Origin of the sequence: Micromonospora sp. CP22 (assembly GCF_009712475.1) — a bacterium.
Classification (GTDB): Bacteria; Actinomycetota; Actinomycetes; order Mycobacteriales; family Micromonosporaceae; genus Micromonospora.
Window position 1 is genome coordinate 82,586 of sequence record NZ_VCJO01000009.1, and the last position, 20,957, is coordinate 103,542.

Consider the following 20,957-nt stretch of genomic DNA (forward strand, 5'->3'; position numbering starts at 1 on the left):
TTACCCCTCCGCGCCCTGCTGGCTCGCGATGGAGGGCTGCCCGCCGGCAGGCTGCGGCACCCCGATGACCTTGCCGTCCGGCAGCCGGATGTACGCCGGCTCACCCGACTCGACCAGCCCCAGCTTGCGGGCCTGGGCCGCGAGGTTGCCCGGCGACTCGGACTCGGCGATCTGCTTCTTCAGCTGCTGCTGCTCCACGTCGAGCTTCGCCTGCTGCTGCTGCAACTCGTCCAACCGGAAGGCGTTCTCGTTGATCTTCGTGTTGACCGCCAGGATGCCCAGCACCCCGCCGACGACCAGCGTCACCACGAGCGCGGCGAAGGGCGCCCGGGGCACCCGGACCGGCGGCGGCGGAGCGACCCGCAGCCGCGGCGTCGTCGGCCGCTCGGCCGCGACGGCGGCCCGCTCCACCGGGCGCAGAGCCGCGCTGCCCTGGGTGGGAAACTCGCGCGCCCCCCGGGCGCGAGTCTCCGCCGACCGGTTCGGCCGGTCCGTCCGCCGGGCACCGTCGCCCGCTCCCCGGGTCCGCTCCGCCGCGATCCGGCCCCCCGACCGCGGTGCGCGCTGCCCGACGCCGGCAGTGGTCCGGCGCTTGTCTACATTCATGTCCCCTCCCCCTCTTCGTCCGTCGTGTCCCCCGGCGCCTGCCGCGGATCCGGATCGGATCCCGTGGCCGACGCCGTCCCCGGTTGGTGCATCGCCTTGACCCGGCGGCGGTACCGTTCGCGGTCGGTACGCCCCCGTGCCTGCGGGTCGATCCGCTCCGCGGCCCGCAGTCGTACTGACGCGGCCCGCGGGTTCGCGGCGACCTCCGCCTCCCCGGGCAGTTCCGCGCCCCGGCTGAGCAGCCGGAACGTCGGCTCCGACCCGGGCAGTTCGACCGGAAGGTCGATCGGACCCGTGCTGCGGACCCGATCGGCGAGCGCCTGTTTGGTGAGCCTGTCCTCCAACGAGTGGTAGGACAGGACCACCAGGCGACCGCCGACGGCGAGTCTGTCCAGAGCGGCCGGCAGCGCCGTCTCCAGCGCCGCCAGTTCCCTGTTTACCTCGATACGTAAAGCCTGAAACGTTCTCTTTGCCGGGTGTCCGCCCGTTCGTCGGGCTGGTGCCGGGATCGAATCCCGGACCAACTCGGCCAGCCGCGCCGACGAGGTGATCCGGGTGCGTTCCCGTTCCCGGATGATCGCCGAGGCGATCCGGCCGGCGAACTTCTCCTCGCCGTACACCCGCAGCACCCGGGCCAGCTCCGGATGGGTGTACGTGTTGACCACCTCTTCGGCGGTCACCCCCCGGGTCTGGTCCATCCGCATGTCCAGCGGCGCGTCCTGCGCGTACGCGAACCCGCGGTCGGGCGCGTCGAGTTGCAACGAGGAGACACCGAGGTCGAACAGGACCCCGTCCACGGACGGGTAACCCAGTCGGTCGAGCACCTCGGGCAGCTCGTCGTAGACGGCGTGCTCCAGGTGGACCCGGCCGGTGAAGCGGGCCAACCGGATCCTGGCGTGCTCCAGCGCCTCGGTGTCCCGGTCCAGGCCCACCAGAACCGTCTCCGGATGCGCCTGCAACACCGCCTCGGCGTGGCCGGCGAGGCCCAGCGTCGCGTCGACGTGCACGGTGCGCCCACCCCGGCCCAGTGCGGGGGCCAGCAGCTCGAGACACCGCTCAAGCAGCACCGGCACATGCGTGCCGCGTAGCTCCCCCATGTCGACCCCCACTGGTGTGAACCGGTTGTGTTCGCGTTCTGTTCGTCGGACGACGCTGCCGTCGTACCGCCAGATCCCCATCCGCTCTCCGCCCGCCCGTCGGGCCGTGGCCCGGAGGATCGGATCTCGCGCCTGGCACCGGGGAAGGGATGCCAGGAACTCGAAAGCGGCTGGAGATCTCGCAGTACGTCGGGCGTCGTCACGCCCTACAGACCGCCGGGCAGCACCCCTTCCTCGATGTCGGCGAAGTCGTCTTCGCTCTCGGCGAGGTAGGTCTCCCAGGCGACCTTGTCCCAGATCTCCACCCGGGTGCTCGCGCCAATGACCACCAGGTCCCGGTCGAGCCCCGCGTACGAGCGCAGGTGCGCCGGGATGGTCACCCGGCCCTGCTTGTCCGGCACCTCGTCGTGCGCGCTGGCGAAGAACACCCGGCTGTAGGCTCTGGCCGCCTTGTGTGTCATCGGCTGCGCGCGCAACTGCTCCGCGATGTGCTGGAACTCAGGCGTCGGGAAGACGTAGAGACAGCGCTCCTGCCCTTTGGTGATCACGACACCCCCCGCCAACTCATCCCGGAACTTCGCCGGAAGGATCAACCGGCCTTTGTCGTCCAGGCGCGGGGTGTGGGTGCCGAGGAACATCGGCCCAACCCCCTCGCCCTTTGGCGGCGTTCGCGCGCCGCTGACCCCCCGGGCCGGTGGGCCCCTCCCGGCCCCACCAATGCGCCCCACTCTACTCCACTTCCCTCCACCCGCAACCAGAATCGCCCGCGTGGCGCGCCGTGTCGGACCACAAAACCGCACGTCAGCGAGGGTGGAGCGGAGTGGAGGGGCGAGCGGCCCCGCGCGGCAGGTCCGCTTTCCGACATAGATCGACTCCATCTGGCTGAGCCCGATCCGACCGGGTGCCGACCGGGCCCAGCCGAACGGATCGTCGTCGGTGGCGATCTCGCGGGTCCGCTGGTCCGGTAACCTCGCTCGCGTGACGGACGCGAAGATGCCCCTGCGGGCGAAGGTGGCCAGCTCCGTGTCACGGACCGCCGCGGCGTTGTCCCGGGCGGCGGGCCGGGGCGACGGCTCGGTGATCGGTGGATGGCTGGGGCTGAAGATCGACCCGGAGCTGCTCGCGCACCTCTCCGCCGGGCGGGCCATCGCGCTGATCTCCGGCACGAACGGCAAGACCACCACCACCCGGCTCGCCGCCGCGGCCGTGGGGGTGCTCGGTCGGGTCGCCACCAACTCGTTCGGCGCCAACATGCCCACCGGGCACACCTCCGCGCTGGCCAAGGCCGGCAGCACGCCGTACGCGGTGCTGGAGGTCGACGAGCACTACCTGGCGCAGGTGATCGAGGCGACCGACCCGCACGTGGTGGCGCTGCTCAACCTCTCCCGCGACCAGCTGGACCGGGCCAAGGAGGTCGCCATGATGGCGCAGCTCTGGCGCGCGGCGCTGGCCCGTCACCCGGACATCCGCGTGGTCGCCAACGCCGACGACCCGATGGTGGTCTGGGCTGCCACCCCACCGGCCAGCCACGACCAGCGGATCACCCCGCCGCACGTCACCTGGTTCTCCGCCGGGCAACGCTGGCACGACGACTCCTGGGTCTGCCCCGAGTGCGGCTCCACCATCGAGCGCTCCGGCGACCAGTGGTGGTGCACCGGCTGCCCGCTGCGCCGCCCGGAGCCGCAGTGGACGGTGGACGACGAGGGCGTGGTCGACCCGACCGGCGCGTGGTACAAGGTCAAACTCCAGCTTCCCGGCAAGGTCAACGTCGGCAACGCGGCCACCGCCCTCGCGGTCGCCGCCGAGTTCGGCGTACGCCCCTTCGACGCGGTGCCCCGCCTCGGTGACGTGACCTCGGTGGCCGGGCGCTACGCCCAGGTCGTCCGGGAGGGTCGCACCGTGCGGCTGTTGCTGGCCAAGAACCCGGCCAGCTGGCTGGAGGCGTTCGACATGGCCGACGAGGCGCCGACGCTGCTGTCCATCAACGCCCGGGACCCCGACGGACTGGACACCTCCTGGCTCTTCGACGTCGACTTCGCCCCGCTACGCGGACGCCTGGTGCTCATCACCGGCGACCGGGCGTACGACCTGGCCGTGCGGCTGGAGGTCAACGACGTACCGTTCCAGTACGTACGCACCTTCGACGAGGCCGTCCGGGCGGTGCCACCGGGCCGGTTGGAGGTCATCGCGAACTACACCGCGTTCCAGGACATCCGAGCGGAGTTGGACCGTGTCAACTGAGACCCTGCGCATCGTCTGGATCTATCCGGACCTGCTGTCGACGTACGGCGATCGGGGCAACGCCCTGATCCTGGCCCGCCGAGCCCAGCAGCGCGGGTTCCCGGTCGAGGTGCTGGAGGTCCGCTCCGACCAGCGGCTGCCCACCACCGCCGACATCTACCTCCTCGGTGGCGGCGAGGACGGCCCGCAGGCGCTCGGCGCGCAGCGACTGCTCGCCGACGGCGGCCTGCACCGGGCGGTCGCCCAGGGTTCGGTGGTCTTCGGCGTCTGTGCCGGCTACCAGTTGCTGGGCACCTCGTTCTTCGCCAAGGGCACCCAGTACCGGGGTCTGGAACTGCTCGACCTCTCCTCGGACCGGGGCCCCAGCCGGGCCGTCGGCGAACTGGCCGGTGACATCGACGCCCGCCTCGGCCTGCCGCCGCTGACCGGGTTCGAGAACCACGGCGGCCGTACCCACCTCGGCCCCGGGGTCTCCCCGTTGGCCCGGGTCACCGCCGGGATCGGCAACGACGGCACCACCGAGGGCGCCTGGCGGGGCAAGCTGCTCGGCACCTACTCGCACGGTCCCGCCCTGGCCCGCAACCCGGCCCTGGCCGACCTGCTGCTGCGCTGGGCGACCGGAGCGCAACACCTTCCCCCGCTCGACGACACCTGGGCCGACCGGCTGCGGGCCGAACGCCGGACCGCGGTGGCCACATCCCGGGGATGATCCGGCAGCTACGCAGCCGTCTGCCGGTCGCCACGACGCCGTCGGTCACCCGGTTCGTGTTGCTGTTGGCCCTGCTCGCCGGTCTCGGGGTGACGCTGCTGCTGGCACCCCACCCCGACCCGGCGGCGCTGTCGGAGCTGGCCGACCGGATGGGTCGGCTCGCCCCGGTGGCCGGTGTGCTCGGCGGGGCGTTGCTGCTGGTGGCGTTGGTCCCCCGCACGTTCATCACGCTCGCCGCCGGGGCGATCTTCGGGGCCCTGGAAGGTGCCGCGTACGCGCTGGGCGCCGCGTTGTTGGCGGCCCTGATCGGCTTCACCGTGGGCCGGGTGCTGGGCCGGGAGTTCGTCGCCGAACGCGTCCGGGGACGGCTGGCCCGCCTCGACCGCTGGTTCACCCGGCAGAGCGTCCTCGGCGTGGTCACCGTACGACTGCTGCCGGTCTCCGGCTTCGGCCTGGTCAGCTACGGCTACGGCACCACCGGCGCGCGGTTGCTGCCGTTCCTCGTCGGCAGCGTGATCGCCTCCGCGCCCACCGCGTTCGGCTACGCGGCTCTCGGCGCGGCCGTGACCAGTCCCGACGAGATCAACTGGTTCGCCGCCGCCCCGGCCGCGCTGGGTTTCATCGCCAGCGCCGTGCTCCTCGCCTGCTGGTGGCGCGCCGAACGCCGAGCCCGCCCGCCGGCCTGATCCACGGGCGGCGTCAGGGATGGTGTCCCCCGCTCGCAGGCAGCACCATCCCTGACGCCCTCCCCACCCGTCAGACGACGACGGAGACCATCCGGCCGGCCACCACGATGACCTTGCGGGGCTCCTTGCCGGCCAGTGGACCGGCCACCGCCGCCAGGGCTGCGGTACGCACCTCGTCCTCGCTCGCGTCGGCGCTCACCTCGACGCGGCCCCGGACCTTGCCGTTGACCTGCACCGGATAGGTGACCGTCTCGGCAACCAGCAGAGCCGGGTCGGCGACCGGGAAGTCCGCGTACGTCAGCGAGGTCTGGTGGCCCAGCCGCTGCCACAGCTCCTCGGCGATGTGCGGGGCGAACGGGGCCACCATCAGCACCAGCGGCTCGGCCACCTCACGCGGGGTACGCGGCAGGCGGGTCAGTCCGTTGGTCAGCTCGATCAGCTTGGCGATCGCGGTGTTGAACCGGATCTGCTCCATGTCGCCCCGGACACCGTCGATGACCTTGTGCAGCAGTCGCCGGGTCGGCTCGTCGGCCGGCTCGTCGACCACCCGGGACTCGCCGGTCCGCTCGTCGACGATGGCCCGCCACACCCGTTGCAGGAAGCGGTACGAGCCGACGACGGCCCGGGTCTCCCACGGGCGGGACACCTCCAGCGGGCCCATCGACATCTCGTACACCCGGAACGTGTCGGCACCGTAGGCGGCACACATCTCGTCCGGGGTGACCACGTTCTTCAGGGACTTGCCCATCTTGCCGTACTCGCGGTTGACCTGAACGTCGCCCAGGTAGAAGCCGCCGTCGCGTTCCACGACCTCCTCGGCGGGCACGTAGGCACCCCGGGCGTCGGTGTACGCGTACGCCTGGATGTAGCCCTGGTTGAACAGCTTGCGGAACGGCTCGAAGCTGGAGACGTGGCCCAGGTCGTACAGCACCTTGTGCCAGAACCGGGCGTACAGCAGGTGCAGCACGGCGTGCTCGGCCCCACCGACGTACAGGTCGACACCGCCGCAGTCGCCCTCGCCGCGCGGGCCCATCCAGTACCGCTCGTTGTCCGCGTCGACGAACCGGCCGTCGTTGGTCGGGTCCAGGTAACGCAGCTCGTACCAGCAGGAGCCGGCCCACTGCGGCATCACGTTGGTCTCCCGGGTGTACCGCTTCGGGCCGTCACCCAGGTCCAGCTCGACCTCGACCCAGTCCCGGCGGCGGGACAGTGGCGTCTCCGGGTCGCTGTCGGCGTCGGACGGGTCGAAGGTGCGCGGGGAGAAGTCGTCCACCTCGGGCAGCTCTACCGGCAGCATCTCCTCGGGCAGCGCGATGGCGGTGCCGTCGGCGTCGTAAACGATCGGGAACGGCTCGCCCCAGTAGCGCTGCCGGCTGAACAGCCAGTCCCGCAGCCGGTAGGTCACCGCGCCCTGGCCGTTGCCGGTCTCCTCCAGCCAGGCGATGATCCGGGCCTTGGCCTCGGCCACCCCCAGGCCGTTCAGGTCCAGGCCATGGTCGGGCGCGGCGCTGTTGATCGCCGGGCCGTCGCCGGTGTACGCCTTGCCGTCGAAGCCCTCCGGCGGCTGCACGGTACGCACGATCGGCAGCTCGAAGACCTCGGCGAACTCCCAGTCACGCTCGTCCTGGGCCGGCACCGCCATGATCGCCCCGGTGCCGTAACCGGCCAGCACGTAGTCGGCGATGAAGATCGGGATCTGCCCCCCGGTGACCGGGTTGGTGGCGTACGCCCCGGTGAAGACGCCGGTCTTCTCCTTCGTCTCGGCCTGCCGCTCCACGTCGGTCTTGGCCGCCGCCGCCTTGCAGTACGCCTCGACCGCGTCGCGCGGGCTGCCGTGCCCGCCGGTCCATGCCGCCCGGGTGCCCTCCGGCCAGGCCGTCGGCACCAGCGTGTCCACCAGCTCGTGCTCGGGCGCCAGCACCATGTAGGTGGCGCCGAAGACGGTGTCCGGCCGGGTGGTGAACACCCGGATCGGCGCGACGGTGGTCGGGAAGTCGATGTGCGCCCCCTGGGACCGACCGATCCAGTTGCGCTGCATCAGCTTGATCGGCTCCGGCCAGTCCAGCTTGTCCAGGTCGTCCAGCAGCCGGTCGCCGTACGCGGTGATCCGCATCATCCACTGCTTCAGGTTGCGCTTGAAGACCGGGAAGTTGCCCCGCTCGGAGCGGCCGTCGGCGGTGACCTCCTCGTTGGCCAGCACCGTGCCCAGCCCGGGGCACCAGTTCACCGGCGCCTGCGAGACGTACGCCAGGCGGTGGTCGTCGATGATGGCGCGCTGCTCGGCGGGCGACAGCTCGGCCCACGGCCGACCGTCCGGAGTGCGCCGCACCCCTCCGGCGAACTCGGCGGTCAGCTCACTGATCGGCCGTGCCCGGCCGGCCTCGCGGTCGTACCAGGAGTTGAAGATCTGCAGGAAGATCCACTGGGTCCAGCGGTAGAAGTCGGTGTCGATGGTGGCCACCGAACGCCGCCGGTCGTGGGCCAGCCCCAGCCGACGCAGCTGCGACCGATAGCGCTCGATGTTGGCCTCGGTGGTGGTGCGCGGGTGGGTGCCGGTCTGCACCGCGTACTGCTCGGCGGGCAGGCCGAACGCGTCGAAGCCCATGGCGTGCAGCACGTTACGGCCGGCCATCCGCTGGTACCGGGCGAAGCAGTCGGTGCCGATGTACCCCAGCGGGTGCCCGACGTGCAGCCCGGCGCCGGACGGGTAGGGGAACATGTCCAGCACGTACAGCTTCTCCGCGCCGGATCGGGGATGAGCCGGATCGGCCAGCGGGCCGGACGGGTTCGGCGCGTGGAACGTGCCCTCCCGTTCCCAACGGTCCTGCCAGCGACGCTCTATCTCGTCGGCCAGCGCCGCGGTGTACCGAAACGGTGGGACTTCTGCTTCTGTCATGGCCTTCTCCTCGCGTCGCTCGGGAGTCTGTCGGAGTGCTGGCTGGTCTCGGATCTGCCTCGATGACCCGTTTCGGGCCGGCAGCGGGCATGAAAAAACCCCTCACGCAGGAGGGGCCGCCGTGCTGTCGCGCTCAGCGCATCAGCACGGCCCGATAAGAAGCAGGAAGACTCCGGCCATGAACGGCAGTGTACCGCGCGCCACACGGTGGCCGCCTGCACCACCCCTCGAGGCCGTCCACCACATCAAGGGGCCCACCGCCGACGGCGCGCGACGACAGCACCGGCGATGCGCCGATCCCCTTACCCGACAGAATCGACGACATGCGCTGCGTGAACGACAAATCGCTGCGTAAGCGCTCAAACACCTGCGGCGGTCGGCGTAGCCGACAAACATGGTTAGCCTGAGAGGCCAGTGAGATTGCCGCGGCACATGAGGCTCACACGTCGCGAACGAAACGGCGGGGCCAGGTGCTCTCTTCACAGAGGGCTGCCGTGACGGCGACGAGGAGGAGGCCCGTGACACAACAGACCTGGGACGACGTTGGCGGTCTGCTGCCGTACGACGAGTTCCACGCCGCGAGTGACGCGATCGTGACCAACATCGAACAGGTCATCGAGGGCAAGACCGCGACCGTGCGGCTCGCGCTGGCCGTCCTGCTCGCCGAGGGTCACCTGCTCATCGAGGATGTGCCCGGCGTCGGCAAGACCAAACTGGCCAAGGCGTTGGCCCGGTCGATCGACTGTTCGGTACGCCGCATCCAGTTCACCCCCGACCTGCTGCCCAGCGACGTCACCGGAGTCAGCGTCTACAACCAGGAGACCCACGACTTCGAGTTCCGTCCGGGTGCCGTCTTCGCCAACCTGGTCGTCGGCGACGAGATCAACCGGGCCTCGCCGAAGACCCAGTCCGCGTTGCTGGAGTGCATGGAGGAACGGCAGGTCACCGTCGACGGGGTGACCTACCAGTTGCAGACGCCGTTCATGGTGATCGCCACCCAGAACCCGATCGAGATGGAGGGCACCTACCCGCTGCCGGAGGCGCAGCGCGACCGGTTCACCGCCCGCATCGCCATGGGGTACCCGGACCCGACCGCCGAGTTGGCCATGCTCGACGGGCACGGCGCGGTCGATCCGCTCTCCGGGCTGCGGCCGGTCTCCGACGCCGACACCGTCCGCCGGCTGATCGGTCACGTACGGCAGGTGCATGTCGCCGACGCGGTCAAGCAGTACGCGGTCGATCTGGTCACCGCCACCCGCGAGTCACCCGACCTGCGGTTGGGCGCCTCCCCCCGGTGCACGCTGCAACTGCTGCGTACCGCCCGCGCGGTGGCCGCCCTCGACGGGCGTGACTACGTCCTGCCCGACGACCTCCAGGTCCTCGCCGTGCCGGTGCTGGCGCACCGGATCATCCCCACGGCCGACGCTCAGCTCGCCCGGCGTACCACCGACGCGATCGTCGCCGACCTGGTGCACCGGCTGCCGCTGCCGCATGACCGCAAGCGCTCGCCGTACGACACACGGCCGCAGAGCGGTAACGGCCGGGCGCCCTTCGAGCCGCGGAGGCCGTGACGTGCGGGCCGGGCTGCGTGGGCTGACCACCCGCGGCCGATCCTTCCTGGCCGCCGCTGCGGCGGCGGCCATCTCCGCCGGCATCCTCGGCGAGAAGGACCTGCTGCGGGTGGCCGTGCTGCTGGCCGTCCTACCGTTGCTCGCCGCGCTCTACGTCGGCCGGAGCCGCTACAAGCTCGCCTGCCACCGGTCGCTGGAACCGCACCGGGTGCCGGTCGGCGCGACCGCGCGGGTGGTGCTGCGCCTGCAGAACATGTCCCGGTTGCCCACCGGCACCCTGCTGCTGGAGGACCGTCTCCCGTACGCGCTCGGCAGCCGCCCCCGGGTGGTGCTGGAGCGGCTCGGCGCGCACCAGGCGAGTTCCGTGGCCTACACGGTGCGCGCCGACGTGCGGGGCCGGTACGAGGTGGGCCCGCTGGTGGTCCGGATGACCGACCCCTTCGGCCTCTGCGAACTCACCCGTTCCTTCCCCAGCACCGACCGCCTCACGGTGGTCCCGCAGGTGATCCCGCTGCCGTCGGTGCGCCTGCCCGGCGAGTACGCCGGCAGCGGCGAGAGCCGGGCCCGCTCGGTGGCGGTGCACGGTGAGGACGACACGGCCACCCGGGAGTACCGGCGCGGTGACGACCTGCGCCGGGTGCACTGGAAGTCGACCGCGCGCACCGGCGAGCTGATGGTGCGGCGCGAGGAGCAGCCCTGGGAGAGCCGCGCGACGGTGCTGCTGGACACCCGCGCGTACGGCCATCACGGCGACGGCCCGACGGCCAGCTTCGAGTGGGCGGTCTCGGCCGCCGCCAGCATCGCCGTGCACCTGCGGCAGGCCGGTTACAAGCTGCGGCTGGTGACCGGCGCGGGCGCGGACGTCGACGCCGCCGAGGGCGTCGGTGACGGTCTGCTGCTCGACCAGCTCGCCGAGGTCCGGCTGGACCAGCGGGTCGAGATCACCACTGCGGTGCAGCACGTCCGGCAGCGCTCCGACGGCGGGTTGATCATCGGTTTGTTCGGCTCGCTGAGCACCGCCGAAGCGGAGTTGTTGGCCGGGCTGCGGGCCAACGGCGCCACCTGTGTCTGCTTCCTGCTGGACAGCTCCGCCTGGCTGAACCTGCCGACACCCGCGCGGGCCGAGGCCGACCAGGCGCACGACGCGGCGGCGCTGGCGCTGCTGCATTCGGGCTGGCGGGTGATCGGCGTGGACCACGGCGGCCGGCTGCCGGCGCTCTGGCCGCAGGCCGGGCGGGGCTCGCAGGGGTTCGCGCTGCGCGCGGCGATGGCCGAGACCGTGGCCGGTGGCGTGCGATGAACGGAAGGTCCCCCTCATGATCGCCCATCGGAACCTGGGCCTGGTGGCCGCCGGCGCGACGCTGCTCGCGTCAGCGCCGTTGTCGGCCATCTTCGCGAGCTGGACGTGGCTGGTCCAGGCAGTCATCGCGGTGGCCGCGGTGGCCGCCGCGGCGGCGCTGGCCCGGCTCGGCCGGACCCCGCTGTGGGTGCAGATCCTGGCCATGGTCGGCGGCCTCATGCTCGCGCTGACCTGGCTGTTCCCCAGCGGTGCCGAACTGCTGGCGGTGCTACCCACCCCGGCCACCTTCGGGCACTTCGCGGAGCTGCTCGGCAGTTCGGTCGAGGACATGCGCTCGCACGGCGTGAAGGTGCCGGACACCGACCCGCTGCTGTTCATCACCGTGCTCGGCATCGGCGGGGTGGCGGTGCTGGTGGATGTGCTCTGCGTCGGGCTTCGTCGTCCCGCCCTGGCCGGTCTGCCGATGCTGGCCATCTACTCGGTGCCGGTGGCCGTCTACGTGGACAGCGTCCCGCCGGTGCCGTTCGTGATCGGTGCCGCCGGTTTCCTGTGGCTGCTGGTCACCGACAACGTGGACCGGGTCCGCCGGTTCGGCCGGCGGTTCACCGGCGATGGCCGCGACGTCGACGTCTGGGAGGCGTCGCCGCTGTCCGCCGCCGGTCGGCGGCTGGCGGTGGTGGGTCTGGCGGTGGCCGTGCTGGTGCCGTTGGCCGTGCCGGGCATGACCGTGGGGCTGATGAGCACGCTGAACTCCGGCGTCGGCTCCGGCGGCGGTCCGGGTTTCGGCGGCTCCCCCGGCCGGGTCGACCTCTTCGCCGCGCTCAGCGGGCAGCTCAACCAGTCCCAGGTGACCAACCTGGTTACGGTCACCACCACCGAGAAGGACCCGTTCTACCTGCGTTTCGGGGTCGCCGACGACCTGCGTACCGACGGTTTCCGGGTGCGCGGGCCCAACGGCAGGCGGGTCAACGACGAGCTGCCCGACCCGTCGCGGCGGTCGCTGCCCGGCGTCGAACGGACCCGGCAACGGGCCACCGTGCAGGTGAGCCGGGACCTGAACATGCCGCTGCTGCCGGTCTACGCCGAGCCGGTCGACTTCGCCGACCTGAACAACAACTGGTTCTACGACCCCACCCTCCAGGTCGTCTTCTCCAACCGGGAGAACTCCCGTGGCAGGGAGTACTCCTTCGACTACGTACGCTCGTCGTACACCCCGCAGGCGCTGCGGCGGGCCCAACCGCTGCCGGCGGACCTGCCGCTGCGCCGGCAGCAGACCGCGACGCCGGACGTGCCGGAGGTCCGGGCCCTGGTGGGAGAGCTGATCCGGGGTGCGCGCACCGAGTACGACAAGGTCCGGGCGATCTACGACTACTTCTCCGAGGACAACGGCTTCAGCTACCGGCTCAGCACCGAGCAGGGCACCAGCGGCCAGGCGATCCTCGACTTCCTGGAGAACAAGGTCGGCTACTGCCAGCAGTACGCCGCGGCGCTGGCCTGGATGGTCCGCGACGCGGGGATCCCGGCCCGGGTCGCCTTCGGCTTCACCAACGGCAGCCGACGCAGCGACAACACCCTCACCCTGACCAACCGCAACCTGCACGCCTGGACGGAGGTCTACTTCGACCAGATCGGCTGGGTGCCCTTCGACGCCACCCCCGCCTACGGCGTGCCCGGCTCGACCCGCTCGGCGTGGGCACCGGACGTGGACGCCCCGGAGGAGACCACGCCGCAGGGCGGCACCTCGGACACCCCCGACGAGACGGATCCGTCGACCGAGGCGGAGCAGGGACCGAACCGGTTCGAGGAGGGTGCGGACCCGGGCGCGCTGAGCGGCTCGGACACTCCCGCCGCTCAGCGGCCCCGCTGGCCCTGGCTGGTCGCCGCCGGAGTCATGGCGCTGCTGCTCCTGCTCGCCGTGCCCGCGCTGCGCCGGCTGGCGCTGCGCCGCCGTCGGGCTCGTCCGGCACCGGCGGTACGGTCGGTGGACGCGCCGGACGTGGCCCCGTCCGGGGCCGGGCAACCGGTCACGATGGTCGTCACCGATCCGGACCGGGCGCGGGCCGACGCGCACGCGGCCTGGGATGAGCTGATCGACACGCTCGTCGACTACCGGGTCAGGGTGGACCGGACGGAGACGCCCCGGGCCACGGCGGAACGGTTGGCCCGGGAACCGCTGGTCGCGCACACCGACGCGGCGTCGGCGGCGCGGCTGCTCGGGCGGGCGGAGGAACGGGCCCGCTACGCCCGGGACCCGCTGACCGGCGAACCGCTGCCGGCCGCCTTGCGAAAGGTGCGCGGCGCGCTCGCCGAGCAGGCAGGGCGACGGACCCGGCTGATGGCGTCCGCATTGCCGCCATCGGTGTTGTACCGGTGGCGCACCGCCATCGCGGACACCTCGTCACGACTGGTGAACTCCGGCGGGCAGCTGCGCCGAAGGCTGCTGCGCTTCAGCCCGCGCCGCCTCATCGCCACCCGCCCCCGCTGACCGTCGAGGTGATCAAGGAGTTTGCGTCGGAATCAGTGCTGGAGCCGACGCAAACTTCTTGATCACCGCGCTTAGCGGAACGGGGTCAGCGGTGCCCCTCCGGGCGCTGCCGCCACCGGTCCTCCATTCGGTCGAGGAAGCCCGACCTCCGGCCGGCTCGACCCCGGGAGCGACGACGAGTCGCCGTGCCCCCGACGACGTGCAGGTCAGGTGACTGCGCCCGACGGTGCGACTGCACCGCGAACGCGGCCGAGGCCAGCATGACAACGAATCCCGCCACTGCCAGTGGCGGAGTCTTGATCACCGCGCCATAAACCAGCAACGCCAAACCAGCGATGATCACGCCGGCAGCGACGAGCAGGCGACGCCGCGCGTGGAAACGCGGATCGCTGGCGCGCACGGCCGAGGCGAACTTGGGGTCCTCGGCAAGCGACCGCTCGATCTGCTCGAACAGCCGCTGCTCGTGCTCCGAGAGCGGCACGGCACTCCTCCCCGGTCACGTTGGTCGGTCCGGTCGGACCGACAGACCGTGGCAGCCAACCGGCTGCTTACCCGCAAGTCTACGAGGGCCCTCGCGCGTCGGAAAGCGGGACGACCTACGGCCGGGTCGGATTTTCATTTCGTCGCAGATCGCGCCCGCTGAGAAGACTGGCCGGGCCTATGACGGACCGCCCGAAACGGGCAGCCGCCGCGTCCGCCGCGACCTCCGCCTCCCGCCACCCCCGCTCCGGCTGACCCAGGGCGAGCTGTCGCGGTGTCTCGGCCGCCACCGACAGGCCCTCCGCCCGGACACCGAGCAGGCGAATCCGTTCACCCGGGTTCAACGCGGTGTAGAGCGCCCAGGACGTGTCGAACATCTCCCGAGCCACATCGGTGGGCACGTCCAGGGTGCGGGCCCGGCTCACCGTGCGGAAATCGGCGGTACGCACCTTGAGCGAGATCGTCCGCCCCACCTGCCCGGCGGCCCGCAGCCGGGCACCGACCTTCTCGGCCAGGGCGAGCAGCGTCCGGCGGATCTCGGCCGGATCATCGACGTCCACGTCGAAGGTGACCTCCGCTCCGATCGACTTCTCCACCTGCTCCGGGCTGACCCGGCGGGGATCGCGCCCCCAGGACAGCTCGTGCAGGTGCGCGGCGACCGCCTCGCCGAGCGCGGTCCGCAGCATCCCCAGCGGAGCCTGCGCCAGGTCGCCGACGGTACGCAGGCCGAGCCGCAGCAGGGCCTGCTCGGAACGCTCCCCCACCCCCCACAGCGCGCCGACCGGAAGCGGATGGAGGAACTCGATCACCAGGTCGGCCGGCACCACCAGCAGACCGTCGGGCTTGGCCCGGGTCGAGCCGAGCTTGGCCACGAACTTGCTCGGAGCCACCCCCACCGAGCAGGTCAGCCCCTGCTCGGCGGCGACCCGCTCCCGGATCCTGCGGGCGATCGCCGTCGGCGACCCGAACAGCCGCCGGGCACCGGCCACGTCGAGGAACGCCTCGTCCAGGGAGAGCGGCTCGACCAGCGGCGTGACGTCACGGAAGATCTGCATGACCGCCCGCGAGGCCGCCGTGTAGCTGGCGAAGTCGGGAGCGAGGAAGACCGCGTGCGGGCAGAGAGCGCGGGCCCGCATCATGGGCATGGCGCTGCGTACGCCGAAACGTCGGGCCTCGTAGCTGGCCGAGCTGACCACCCCGCGCGGACCGATCCCACCGACCACCACGGCCCGGCCGCGTAGCTCGGGTCGGCGACGGACCTCCACCGAGGCGTAGAAGGCGTCCATGTCGACGTGCAGGATCGGGCACCCGGCGTCGTCGGCGCCGGGTTCGAACCGGGAATCGCCGCCCCGAGGCAGCGACTGGCTGCGACCCACCGGCGCAGACTAGCCCGAGCCGCTGACATTCCCGCCGGTCAGCCCCGCACCACCAGCAGCGGAATCGTCATCTCGGCTGCGGTGTCCGCGCCGTGGAAGGCCACCAACCGGGACAGGATCGGCGGTTCCGAACGACTGGCCATCACGGCGTACGTGTCGTTGCAGGCCACCACCACGTCGCCGATCCGGTCCAGGTGGGCGGCGGTCACCGGCCCGAACCGGCCGGTGGCCACCGCCTCCTCGCGGGTCAGCACCCGGGCGGCGGAGCCGAGCACGGCCGACCAGGCCGCCACCACGTCGGCGGTGGCCCCCGGGGCGACGTGCAGGTAGCGCAGCCGGGGCTCGCCCGCGACCACCCGCACCCCGGCGGTAAGCCGAGGATCGGTGTCCAGGTCGAACCGGTCTCCGTCGGGAATGTTGAGCTGCCCGTGGTCGGCGGTCACCAACAGCGCGGCATCGGACGGCAGCCCGTCCACCAGTCGGGCCAGCAGCCCGTCCAACTCGGTCACCGCCAGCCGCCACGGCAGCGAGTCGACGCCACTGAAGTGGCCGTGCCGGTCGATATCCGGGTGGTAGGCGGAAACCAGGGTCGGGCCGGTTCCGGCGCGCAGCGCGGCCAGCGTGGTGGCGGCCACCTCGTCGACCCCGGCCGCGCCCCGGTAGTCACCGCCCCGGTTCGCGGCCAGGGTCAGACCGGTACCGCCGAACTCCGGGCGACTCACCACGGTCACCGCCACTCCGGCCGCCCGGGCCCGTTCCAACTGGGTGGGGACCGGCTGCCAGCGCAGTGGATCGGGGTCGCCGTCGTTCCACTCGATGTGGTTGAGCACCCGCTCGGTGCCCGGAACCCGCACGGTGAAGCCGACCACCCCGTGCTCGCCGGGCGCCACGCCGGTGCCCAGGGTGACCAGGCTGGTGGGGGTGGTGGAGGGGAAACCGGAGGTGAGCGGTCGGCTCGACGTGGCGGCCAACCCGGCCAGGGTCGGCGCGTGCGGCGCGGCGGTCGGGATCTGGTACCAGCCGAGACCGTCGACCAGCAGCACCGCGATCCGGCGTACCCCGGACAGTTCGGCGGTCAGGCCGAGCGGGTCCGGGGCACCGGGGACACCGAGCACGGCCAGGGCGCTGGGCAGCACGTCGGCGAGGCTTGCACCGCCGTACCCCGGCGCGACGGGAGTAAGGAAGGGCACCTTGTTAACGCCTGATGTATAGGAAGGGCCCCCTCCTAACACCGACTCGGCGCCGGGAACGGGGGTGCCGGCGGGGCCGGTCATGCCGGCCGACGGGCGAACAGGTGCAGCTGGGCGGCGATGTCCCGCCAGGGTGGTCGCCCGGCCAACGTCCGTTCCAACTCGACCAGGGCGCCGGCCTGACCGTCCGCCACCGTCGCGGGCAGCAGGTCGGCGAGGACGCGTACGCCGTGGATCTCCTCCACGGTCAGCCCGGCGGCGGACAACAGCGCGGCGGCGCCCTCGACGTCGAAGCGGCGGCGCAGGGTGTCCCGGGCACCGGCGGCTCCCGCCGGGTCGGTGGCCAGCGTCGCCGCCACATCGAGGTGCCCGTTCGTCGCCCGGCCGAGCACCGCGGCGGCCCGTCCGGCGACCAGTACGCTCGCCGCCCCACCCGGTCGCAGCACGCCCACCAACGCGGACACCACAGGTTTCGGGTCGTCGACGACCTCCAACACGGAGTGGCAGAGCACCAGGTCGACGCTGGTCGGCTCGATCAGCCCGACCAACGCGTCACCGTCGCCCTGCACCGCGCGTACCCGCTCGGCCACCCCGGCCTCCGCGGCCCGGCGGCTGAGCGCGGCGAGCGCGTCCGGACTGGCGTCGACCACGGTCACCCGGTGCCCGGCCCGGGCCAGGGGCACCGCGAACCCGCCGGTGCCACCCCCCACGTCCAGCACGGTCAGCTCGGTGGCCGGTCGGCGGTCCAGCTCGGCGCGCAGCACCGACCAGACCACGGCGGTACGGGGGGTGAGCGGCGGCCCGGCCGGGCCTGAGGTCTGTTCCACCCGGTCGAGCCTAGTCAGACCGGAGGAGATCGTCAGGGGGCACCTGCCCGCCGTCGATGAGTCAGCGGAAGTCGCGGGAGGTGGGGCGGACCGGTGGCTCGATCGCGTCCAGCCGGTCGGCGACCAGATTCACCACTCCCTCGTGCCGCTGCAACCGCCCCCGCACCACCAACGCCGCGCTGGTGCGCGCCACCCGCCGGTGCCGCTGCCACAGCCCGGGCGAACAGGTGACGTTGAGCATGCCGGTCTCGTCCTCCAGGTTGAGGAAGGTGACTCCCCCCGCCGTCGCCGGGCGCTGCCGGTGGGTGACGATCCCGCCGACCCGGATCCGCCGACCCGGCTCCACCCGACCCAACCGGTCGATCGGCACCGCGCCCACCGCGTCCAGCTGGGCGCGGATGAACCGGGCCGGATGGCTCTCCGGCGACAACCCGGTGGCCCAGACGTCGGCGACCAGACGGTCCACCTCCTCCATCCCGGGCAGCACGGGCGCCGCCGTGCCGGTGACCGTGCCGGGCAACCGGTCGGGCCGCTCCTGAGCCGCCGCGCCGGCCGCCCAGAGCGCCTGCCGCCGGGTCAACCCGAAACAGGCGAAGGCGTCGGCGGTGGCCAGCGCCTCCATCTGCCCGGCGGTCAGGCCCGCCCGCCGGGCCAGGTCCGCCAGGTCGCGGTACGGGCCGTTCGCCGCCCGCTCGGCCTCGATCCGCTCGGCCACGCCGTCGCCGAGGGTACGCACGCTGGACAGCCCGAGTCGGACCGCCGGACCGCCCAGCCCCCAGGCGTGCGGCGGCTCCCCCGCCCGGCTGCCCCAACGGGTGTCCGGGGTGGACTCCAGCACCGGCTTCGCGCCGCTGGCGTTGACGTCCGGTCGGCGTACCTCCACGCCGTGCCGGCGGGCGTCGTCGACCAGGGTCTGCGGCGAGTAGAAACCCATCGGCTGGGCGCTCAACAGCGCGGCCAGGAACGGACCGGGGTGATAGCGCTTCAGCCAGGAACTGGCGTACACCAGGTAGGCGAAGCTCATCGCGTGGCTCTCCGGGAAGCCGTAACTGGCGAACGCGGTGAGCTTGCGGTAGACGTCGTCGGCCAGCTCGCCGGTGATGCCGCGCTCGGCCATGCCCCGGTAGAGCCGGTCGGCGATCTGCTCCATCCGCCGCACCGACCGTTTGGCGCCCATCGCCCGGCGCAGTTGGTCGGCCTCGGCGGCGTCGAAGCCGGCCAGGTCGATGGCGAGCTGCATGAGCTGCTCCTGGAACAGCGGCACGCCGAGGGTCTTCTCCAACGCGTTGCGCATCAGCGGATGCGGGTAGGTCACCGGCTCCTGACCGTTCTTGCGCCGGATGTACGGGTGCACCGAGCCGCCCTGGATCGGCCCGGGACGGATCAGCGCCACCTCGACCACCAGGTCGTAGAAGGTCCGGGGCTTGAGCCGGGGCAGAGTGGCCATCTGGGCGCGGCTCTCCACCTGGAACACCCCGACCGAGTCGGCCCGGCAGAGCATGTCGTAGACCTCGGGGTCGTCCAGCGCCATGTCACCGAGATCCAGGCTCATCCCGATCATGTCGTACCCGTAGTGCAGGGCGGACAACATGCCGAGACCGAGCAGGTCGAACTTGACCAGACCGACGGCGGCGCAGTCGTCCTTGTCCCACTGGAGCACGCTGCGGCCGGGCATCCGTCCCCACTCCACCGGGCAGACCTCGATCACCGGCCGGTCGCAGATCACCATGCCGCCGGAGTGGATGCCCAGGTGCCGGGGGAACGTCTGTAGCTCGTTGGCGTACGCGACCACCTGCTCGGGGATCTCCGGTACGTCCACCGTGGCCACCTCGCCCCACCGGTCGATCTGCTTGCTCCAGGCGTCCTGCTGGCCCGGCGAGAAGCCGAACGCCTTGGCCACGTCCCGCACCGCCGAGCGGGGCCGGTAGGAGATGACGTTGGCGACCTGGGCGGTGTGCTCCCGGCCGTAGCGGGTGTAGACGTGCTGGATGACCTCCTCCCGACGGTCGGACTCGATGTCCACGTCGATGTCGGGCGGTCCGTCCCGTTCGGGGGCGAGGAACCGCTCGAACAGTAGCCGGTGCCGGACCGCGTCCACGTTGGTGATCCGCAGCGCGTAGCAGACCGCCGAGTTCGCCGCCGAGCCCCGCCCCTGGCAGTAGATGTCCTTCCGGCGGCAGAAGTCGACGATGTCGTACACCACCAGGAAGTAACCGGGGAACCCCAGCTCCTCGATCATGTTCAGCTCGTGGTCGAGCTGCGCGTACGCCTGCGGATGCGCCTCGCGCGGGCCGTAGCGTTCCCGCGCGCCGACCTCGGTGAGGTGACGCAGCCAGCTCATCTCGCTGTGCCCCGGCGGCACCGGGTACGCGGGCAGTCGCGGCGCGACCAGCTGGAGGTCGAAGGCGAGTTCCGCGCCGAACTCGGCGGCTCGGGCCACCGCGCCCGGGTAGGCGGCGAACCGGGCCGCCATCTCGGCACCGCTGCGCAGGTGTGCGGTGCCCGCGGCGGGCAGCCAGCCGTCGATCTCGTCCAGGCTGCGCCGGGCCCGGACGGCGGCCAGCGTGGTGGCCAGCCGACGTCGCCCCGGGGCGGCGTAGTGCACGTTGTTCGTGGCCACCGTGGGCAGCCCGGCCTCGGCCGCCAGCTCGGCCAGGGCGTCGTTGCGGTCGCCGTCGACCGGATGCCCGTGGTCGGTCAGCTCCACCGCCACCGTCTCCGCGCCGAACAACGCGGTGAGCCGGTCCAGTTCGCGGGCCGCCGCGTCGACCCCCTCGGTGAGCAGGGCGGCCGGCACGTGCCCCTTGCGGCAGCCGGTGAGCACCAGCACGTGGTCCCGCAGGTCGGCGGCGATCTCCTCCAGCTCGCCGTAGACCGGGCGGCCCTTCTCACCGCCCCGCAGCTGGGCGCGGGAGATCGTGGTGGCCAGCCGGGCGTACCCCTCGTGGCCGTGGGCCAGCACCAGCAGGTGGTTGCCGTGTGGGTCGGGGACCCCGTGCTGCGGGCCGGGCAGACCGAGGGACAGCTCCGCGCCGAAGACGGTGGGCAGGTCCAGTACGCGGGCCGCCTCGGCGAACCGCACCACACCGTAGAAGCCGTCATGGTCGGTGACGGCGAGCGCGGTGAGCCCCAACCGGACGGCCTCCTCGGCCAGTTCCTCGGGGTGGCTGGCCCCGTCGAGGAAACTGAAGTTGGTGTGCGCGTGCAGTTCGGCGTACGGCGGCACGTCGTCGGGTCGGGTCAGCTCCGGCGGCCGGTAGTGCTCCCGCCGTCGGCTCCAGGCCGGCGAGTCGCCCCCGTCGGCGTCGACCGCGAGGGGATCCACCACGTGCAGGTGCCGCTGCCCACCGCCGTCGGCACCTCGCCCGCCCTCGCCCCGCCCGGAGAGCACCCGCTCCAACTCCGCCCACGGCAACCGGGGATTGTGGAAGCTCACCGCCCCCACCTCACCGCGATCGTGGTGCGTGACCGCCCCCGGAACGCGCTATCCCCG

General features: G+C 72.2%; 15 protein-coding genes. 6 read left to right on the forward strand and 9 right to left on the reverse strand.

The annotated features are described in order from the left end of the window. The 3 genes from FF096_RS16715 to mraZ all read right to left on the reverse strand — a co-directional run bounded on the left by FF096_RS16715 (position 1) and on the right by mraZ (position 2,341). Positions 1 to 606, reverse strand: coding sequence for a septum formation initiator family protein (locus FF096_RS16715; RefSeq protein ID WP_155219161.1), 606 nt, complete (start codon positions 604 to 606; stop codon positions 1 to 3). Beyond that, positions 603 to 1,703 carry a 16S rRNA (cytosine(1402)-N(4))-methyltransferase RsmH gene (gene rsmH, locus FF096_RS16720; RefSeq protein ID WP_155219429.1) on the reverse strand — a complete coding sequence of 367 codons (1,101 nt, stop codon included), beginning with the start codon at positions 1,701 to 1,703 and terminating at the stop codon, positions 603 to 605. Before rsmH ends, FF096_RS16715 begins: the two co-directional genes overlap by 4 nt. A 206-nt stretch (positions 1,704 to 1,909) precedes the next feature. After that, positions 1,910 to 2,341, reverse strand: coding sequence for a division/cell wall cluster transcriptional repressor MraZ (gene mraZ / locus FF096_RS16725; protein ID WP_117227058.1), 432 nt, complete (start codon positions 2,339 to 2,341; stop codon positions 1,910 to 1,912). Positions 2,342 to 2,696: 355 nt separating this feature from the next. Between mraZ and FF096_RS16730 the strand changes: the two genes are divergently transcribed. Genes FF096_RS16730 through FF096_RS16740 form a run of 3 tightly spaced genes read left to right on the forward strand, consistent with a single transcriptional unit; the run spans position 2,697 to position 5,339 of the window. Then, positions 2,697 to 3,944 (forward strand): Mur ligase family protein, encoded by a 1,248-nt coding sequence (locus FF096_RS16730; RefSeq protein WP_155219432.1) that lies wholly within the window; start codon positions 2,697 to 2,699, stop codon positions 3,942 to 3,944. After that, positions 3,934 to 4,653 (forward strand): glutamine amidotransferase, encoded by a 720-nt coding sequence (locus tag FF096_RS16735; protein WP_309223426.1) that lies wholly within the window; start codon positions 3,934 to 3,936, stop codon positions 4,651 to 4,653. The genes FF096_RS16730 and FF096_RS16735 overlap by 11 nt, the downstream gene beginning before the upstream one ends. Next, positions 4,650 to 5,339 (forward strand): VTT domain-containing protein, encoded by a 690-nt coding sequence (locus FF096_RS16740; RefSeq protein WP_155219165.1) that lies wholly within the window; start codon positions 4,650 to 4,652, stop codon positions 5,337 to 5,339. Before FF096_RS16735 ends, FF096_RS16740 begins: the two co-directional genes overlap by 4 nt. Positions 5,340 to 5,409: 70 nt before the next feature. On the opposite strand, the gene leuS is transcribed toward FF096_RS16740, so the two are convergent. After that, on the reverse strand, positions 5,410 to 8,235 hold the full coding sequence (gene leuS / locus FF096_RS16745) for a leucine--tRNA ligase (protein WP_155219167.1): 2,826 nt from the start codon (positions 8,233 to 8,235) through the stop codon (positions 5,410 to 5,412). 518 nt (positions 8,236 to 8,753) lie between these two features. On the opposite strand from leuS, the gene FF096_RS16750 reads away from it, so the two are divergent. Genes FF096_RS16750 through FF096_RS16760 form a run of 3 tightly spaced genes read left to right on the forward strand, consistent with a single transcriptional unit; the run spans position 8,754 to position 13,591 of the window. Beyond that, complete coding sequence (locus FF096_RS16750) at positions 8,754 to 9,806, forward strand: MoxR family ATPase (RefSeq protein ID WP_309223427.1); 1,053 nt, start codon at positions 8,754 to 8,756, stop codon at positions 9,804 to 9,806. A 1-nt stretch (position 9,807) separates the two neighbouring features. Further along, positions 9,808 to 11,106: a DUF58 domain-containing protein gene (locus FF096_RS16755; protein ID WP_309223428.1), complete on the forward strand. Its 1,299-nt coding sequence runs from the start codon at positions 9,808 to 9,810 to the stop codon at positions 11,104 to 11,106. A 16-nt stretch (positions 11,107 to 11,122) separates the two neighbouring features. Then, positions 11,123 to 13,591 (forward strand): DUF3488 and transglutaminase-like domain-containing protein, encoded by a 2,469-nt coding sequence (locus FF096_RS16760; RefSeq protein ID WP_155219170.1) that lies wholly within the window; start codon positions 11,123 to 11,125, stop codon positions 13,589 to 13,591. 85 nt (positions 13,592 to 13,676) lie between these two features. On the opposite strand, the gene FF096_RS16765 is transcribed toward FF096_RS16760, so the two are convergent. The 5 genes from FF096_RS16765 to FF096_RS16785 form a co-directional block, all read right to left on the reverse strand. After that, positions 13,677 to 14,072: a DUF3040 domain-containing protein gene (locus FF096_RS16765; protein WP_309223429.1), complete on the reverse strand. Its 396-nt coding sequence runs from the start codon at positions 14,070 to 14,072 to the stop codon at positions 13,677 to 13,679. Positions 14,073 to 14,187: 115 nt separating this feature from the next. Beyond that, positions 14,188 to 15,447 (reverse strand): DNA polymerase IV, encoded by a 1,260-nt coding sequence (locus FF096_RS16770; protein ID WP_309223430.1) that lies wholly within the window; start codon positions 15,445 to 15,447, stop codon positions 14,188 to 14,190. Between the two features lie 38 nt (positions 15,448 to 15,485). Next, entirely contained in the window at positions 15,486 to 16,721 is a 1,236-nt protein-coding gene (locus FF096_RS16775) for an alkaline phosphatase family protein (protein WP_155219174.1), read from the reverse strand. After that, the gene (locus FF096_RS16780) at positions 16,718 to 17,482 is read right to left on the reverse strand and encodes a methyltransferase domain-containing protein (protein WP_155219176.1); all 765 of its coding nucleotides are present in this window, start codon (positions 17,480 to 17,482) and stop codon (positions 16,718 to 16,720) included. Before FF096_RS16780 ends, FF096_RS16775 begins: the two co-directional genes overlap by 4 nt. 43 nt (positions 17,483 to 17,525) lie before the next feature. Next, on the reverse strand, positions 17,526 to 20,900 hold the full coding sequence (locus FF096_RS16785; RefSeq protein WP_309223431.1) for an error-prone DNA polymerase: 3,375 nt from the start codon (positions 20,898 to 20,900) through the stop codon (positions 17,526 to 17,528). Positions 20,901 to 20,957: the final 57 nt, after the last annotated feature.

Excerpts from the sequence above, each read along its gene's own strand:
- FF096_RS16715 (WP_155219161.1), bottom strand. The coding sequence starts at position 606 with ATGAATGTAGACAAGCGCCGGACCACTGCCGGCGTCGGGCAGCGCGCA.
- rsmH (WP_155219429.1), bottom strand. The coding sequence starts at position 1,703 with ATGGGGGAGCTACGCGGCACGCATGTGCCGGTGCTGCTTGAGCGGTGT.
- mraZ (WP_117227058.1), bottom strand. The coding sequence starts at position 2,341 with ATGTTCCTCGGCACCCACACCCCGCGCCTGGACGACAAAGGCCGGTTG.
- FF096_RS16730 (WP_155219432.1), top strand. The coding sequence starts at position 2,697 with ATGCCCCTGCGGGCGAAGGTGGCCAGCTCCGTGTCACGGACCGCCGCG.
- FF096_RS16740 (WP_155219165.1), top strand. The coding sequence starts at position 4,650 with ATGATCCGGCAGCTACGCAGCCGTCTGCCGGTCGCCACGACGCCGTCG.
- leuS (WP_155219167.1), bottom strand. The coding sequence starts at position 8,235 with ATGACAGAAGCAGAAGTCCCACCGTTTCGGTACACCGCGGCGCTGGCC.
- FF096_RS16760 (WP_155219170.1), top strand. The coding sequence starts at position 11,123 with ATGATCGCCCATCGGAACCTGGGCCTGGTGGCCGCCGGCGCGACGCTG.
- FF096_RS16775 (WP_155219174.1), bottom strand. The coding sequence starts at position 16,721 with ATGACCGGCCCCGCCGGCACCCCCGTTCCCGGCGCCGAGTCGGTGTTA.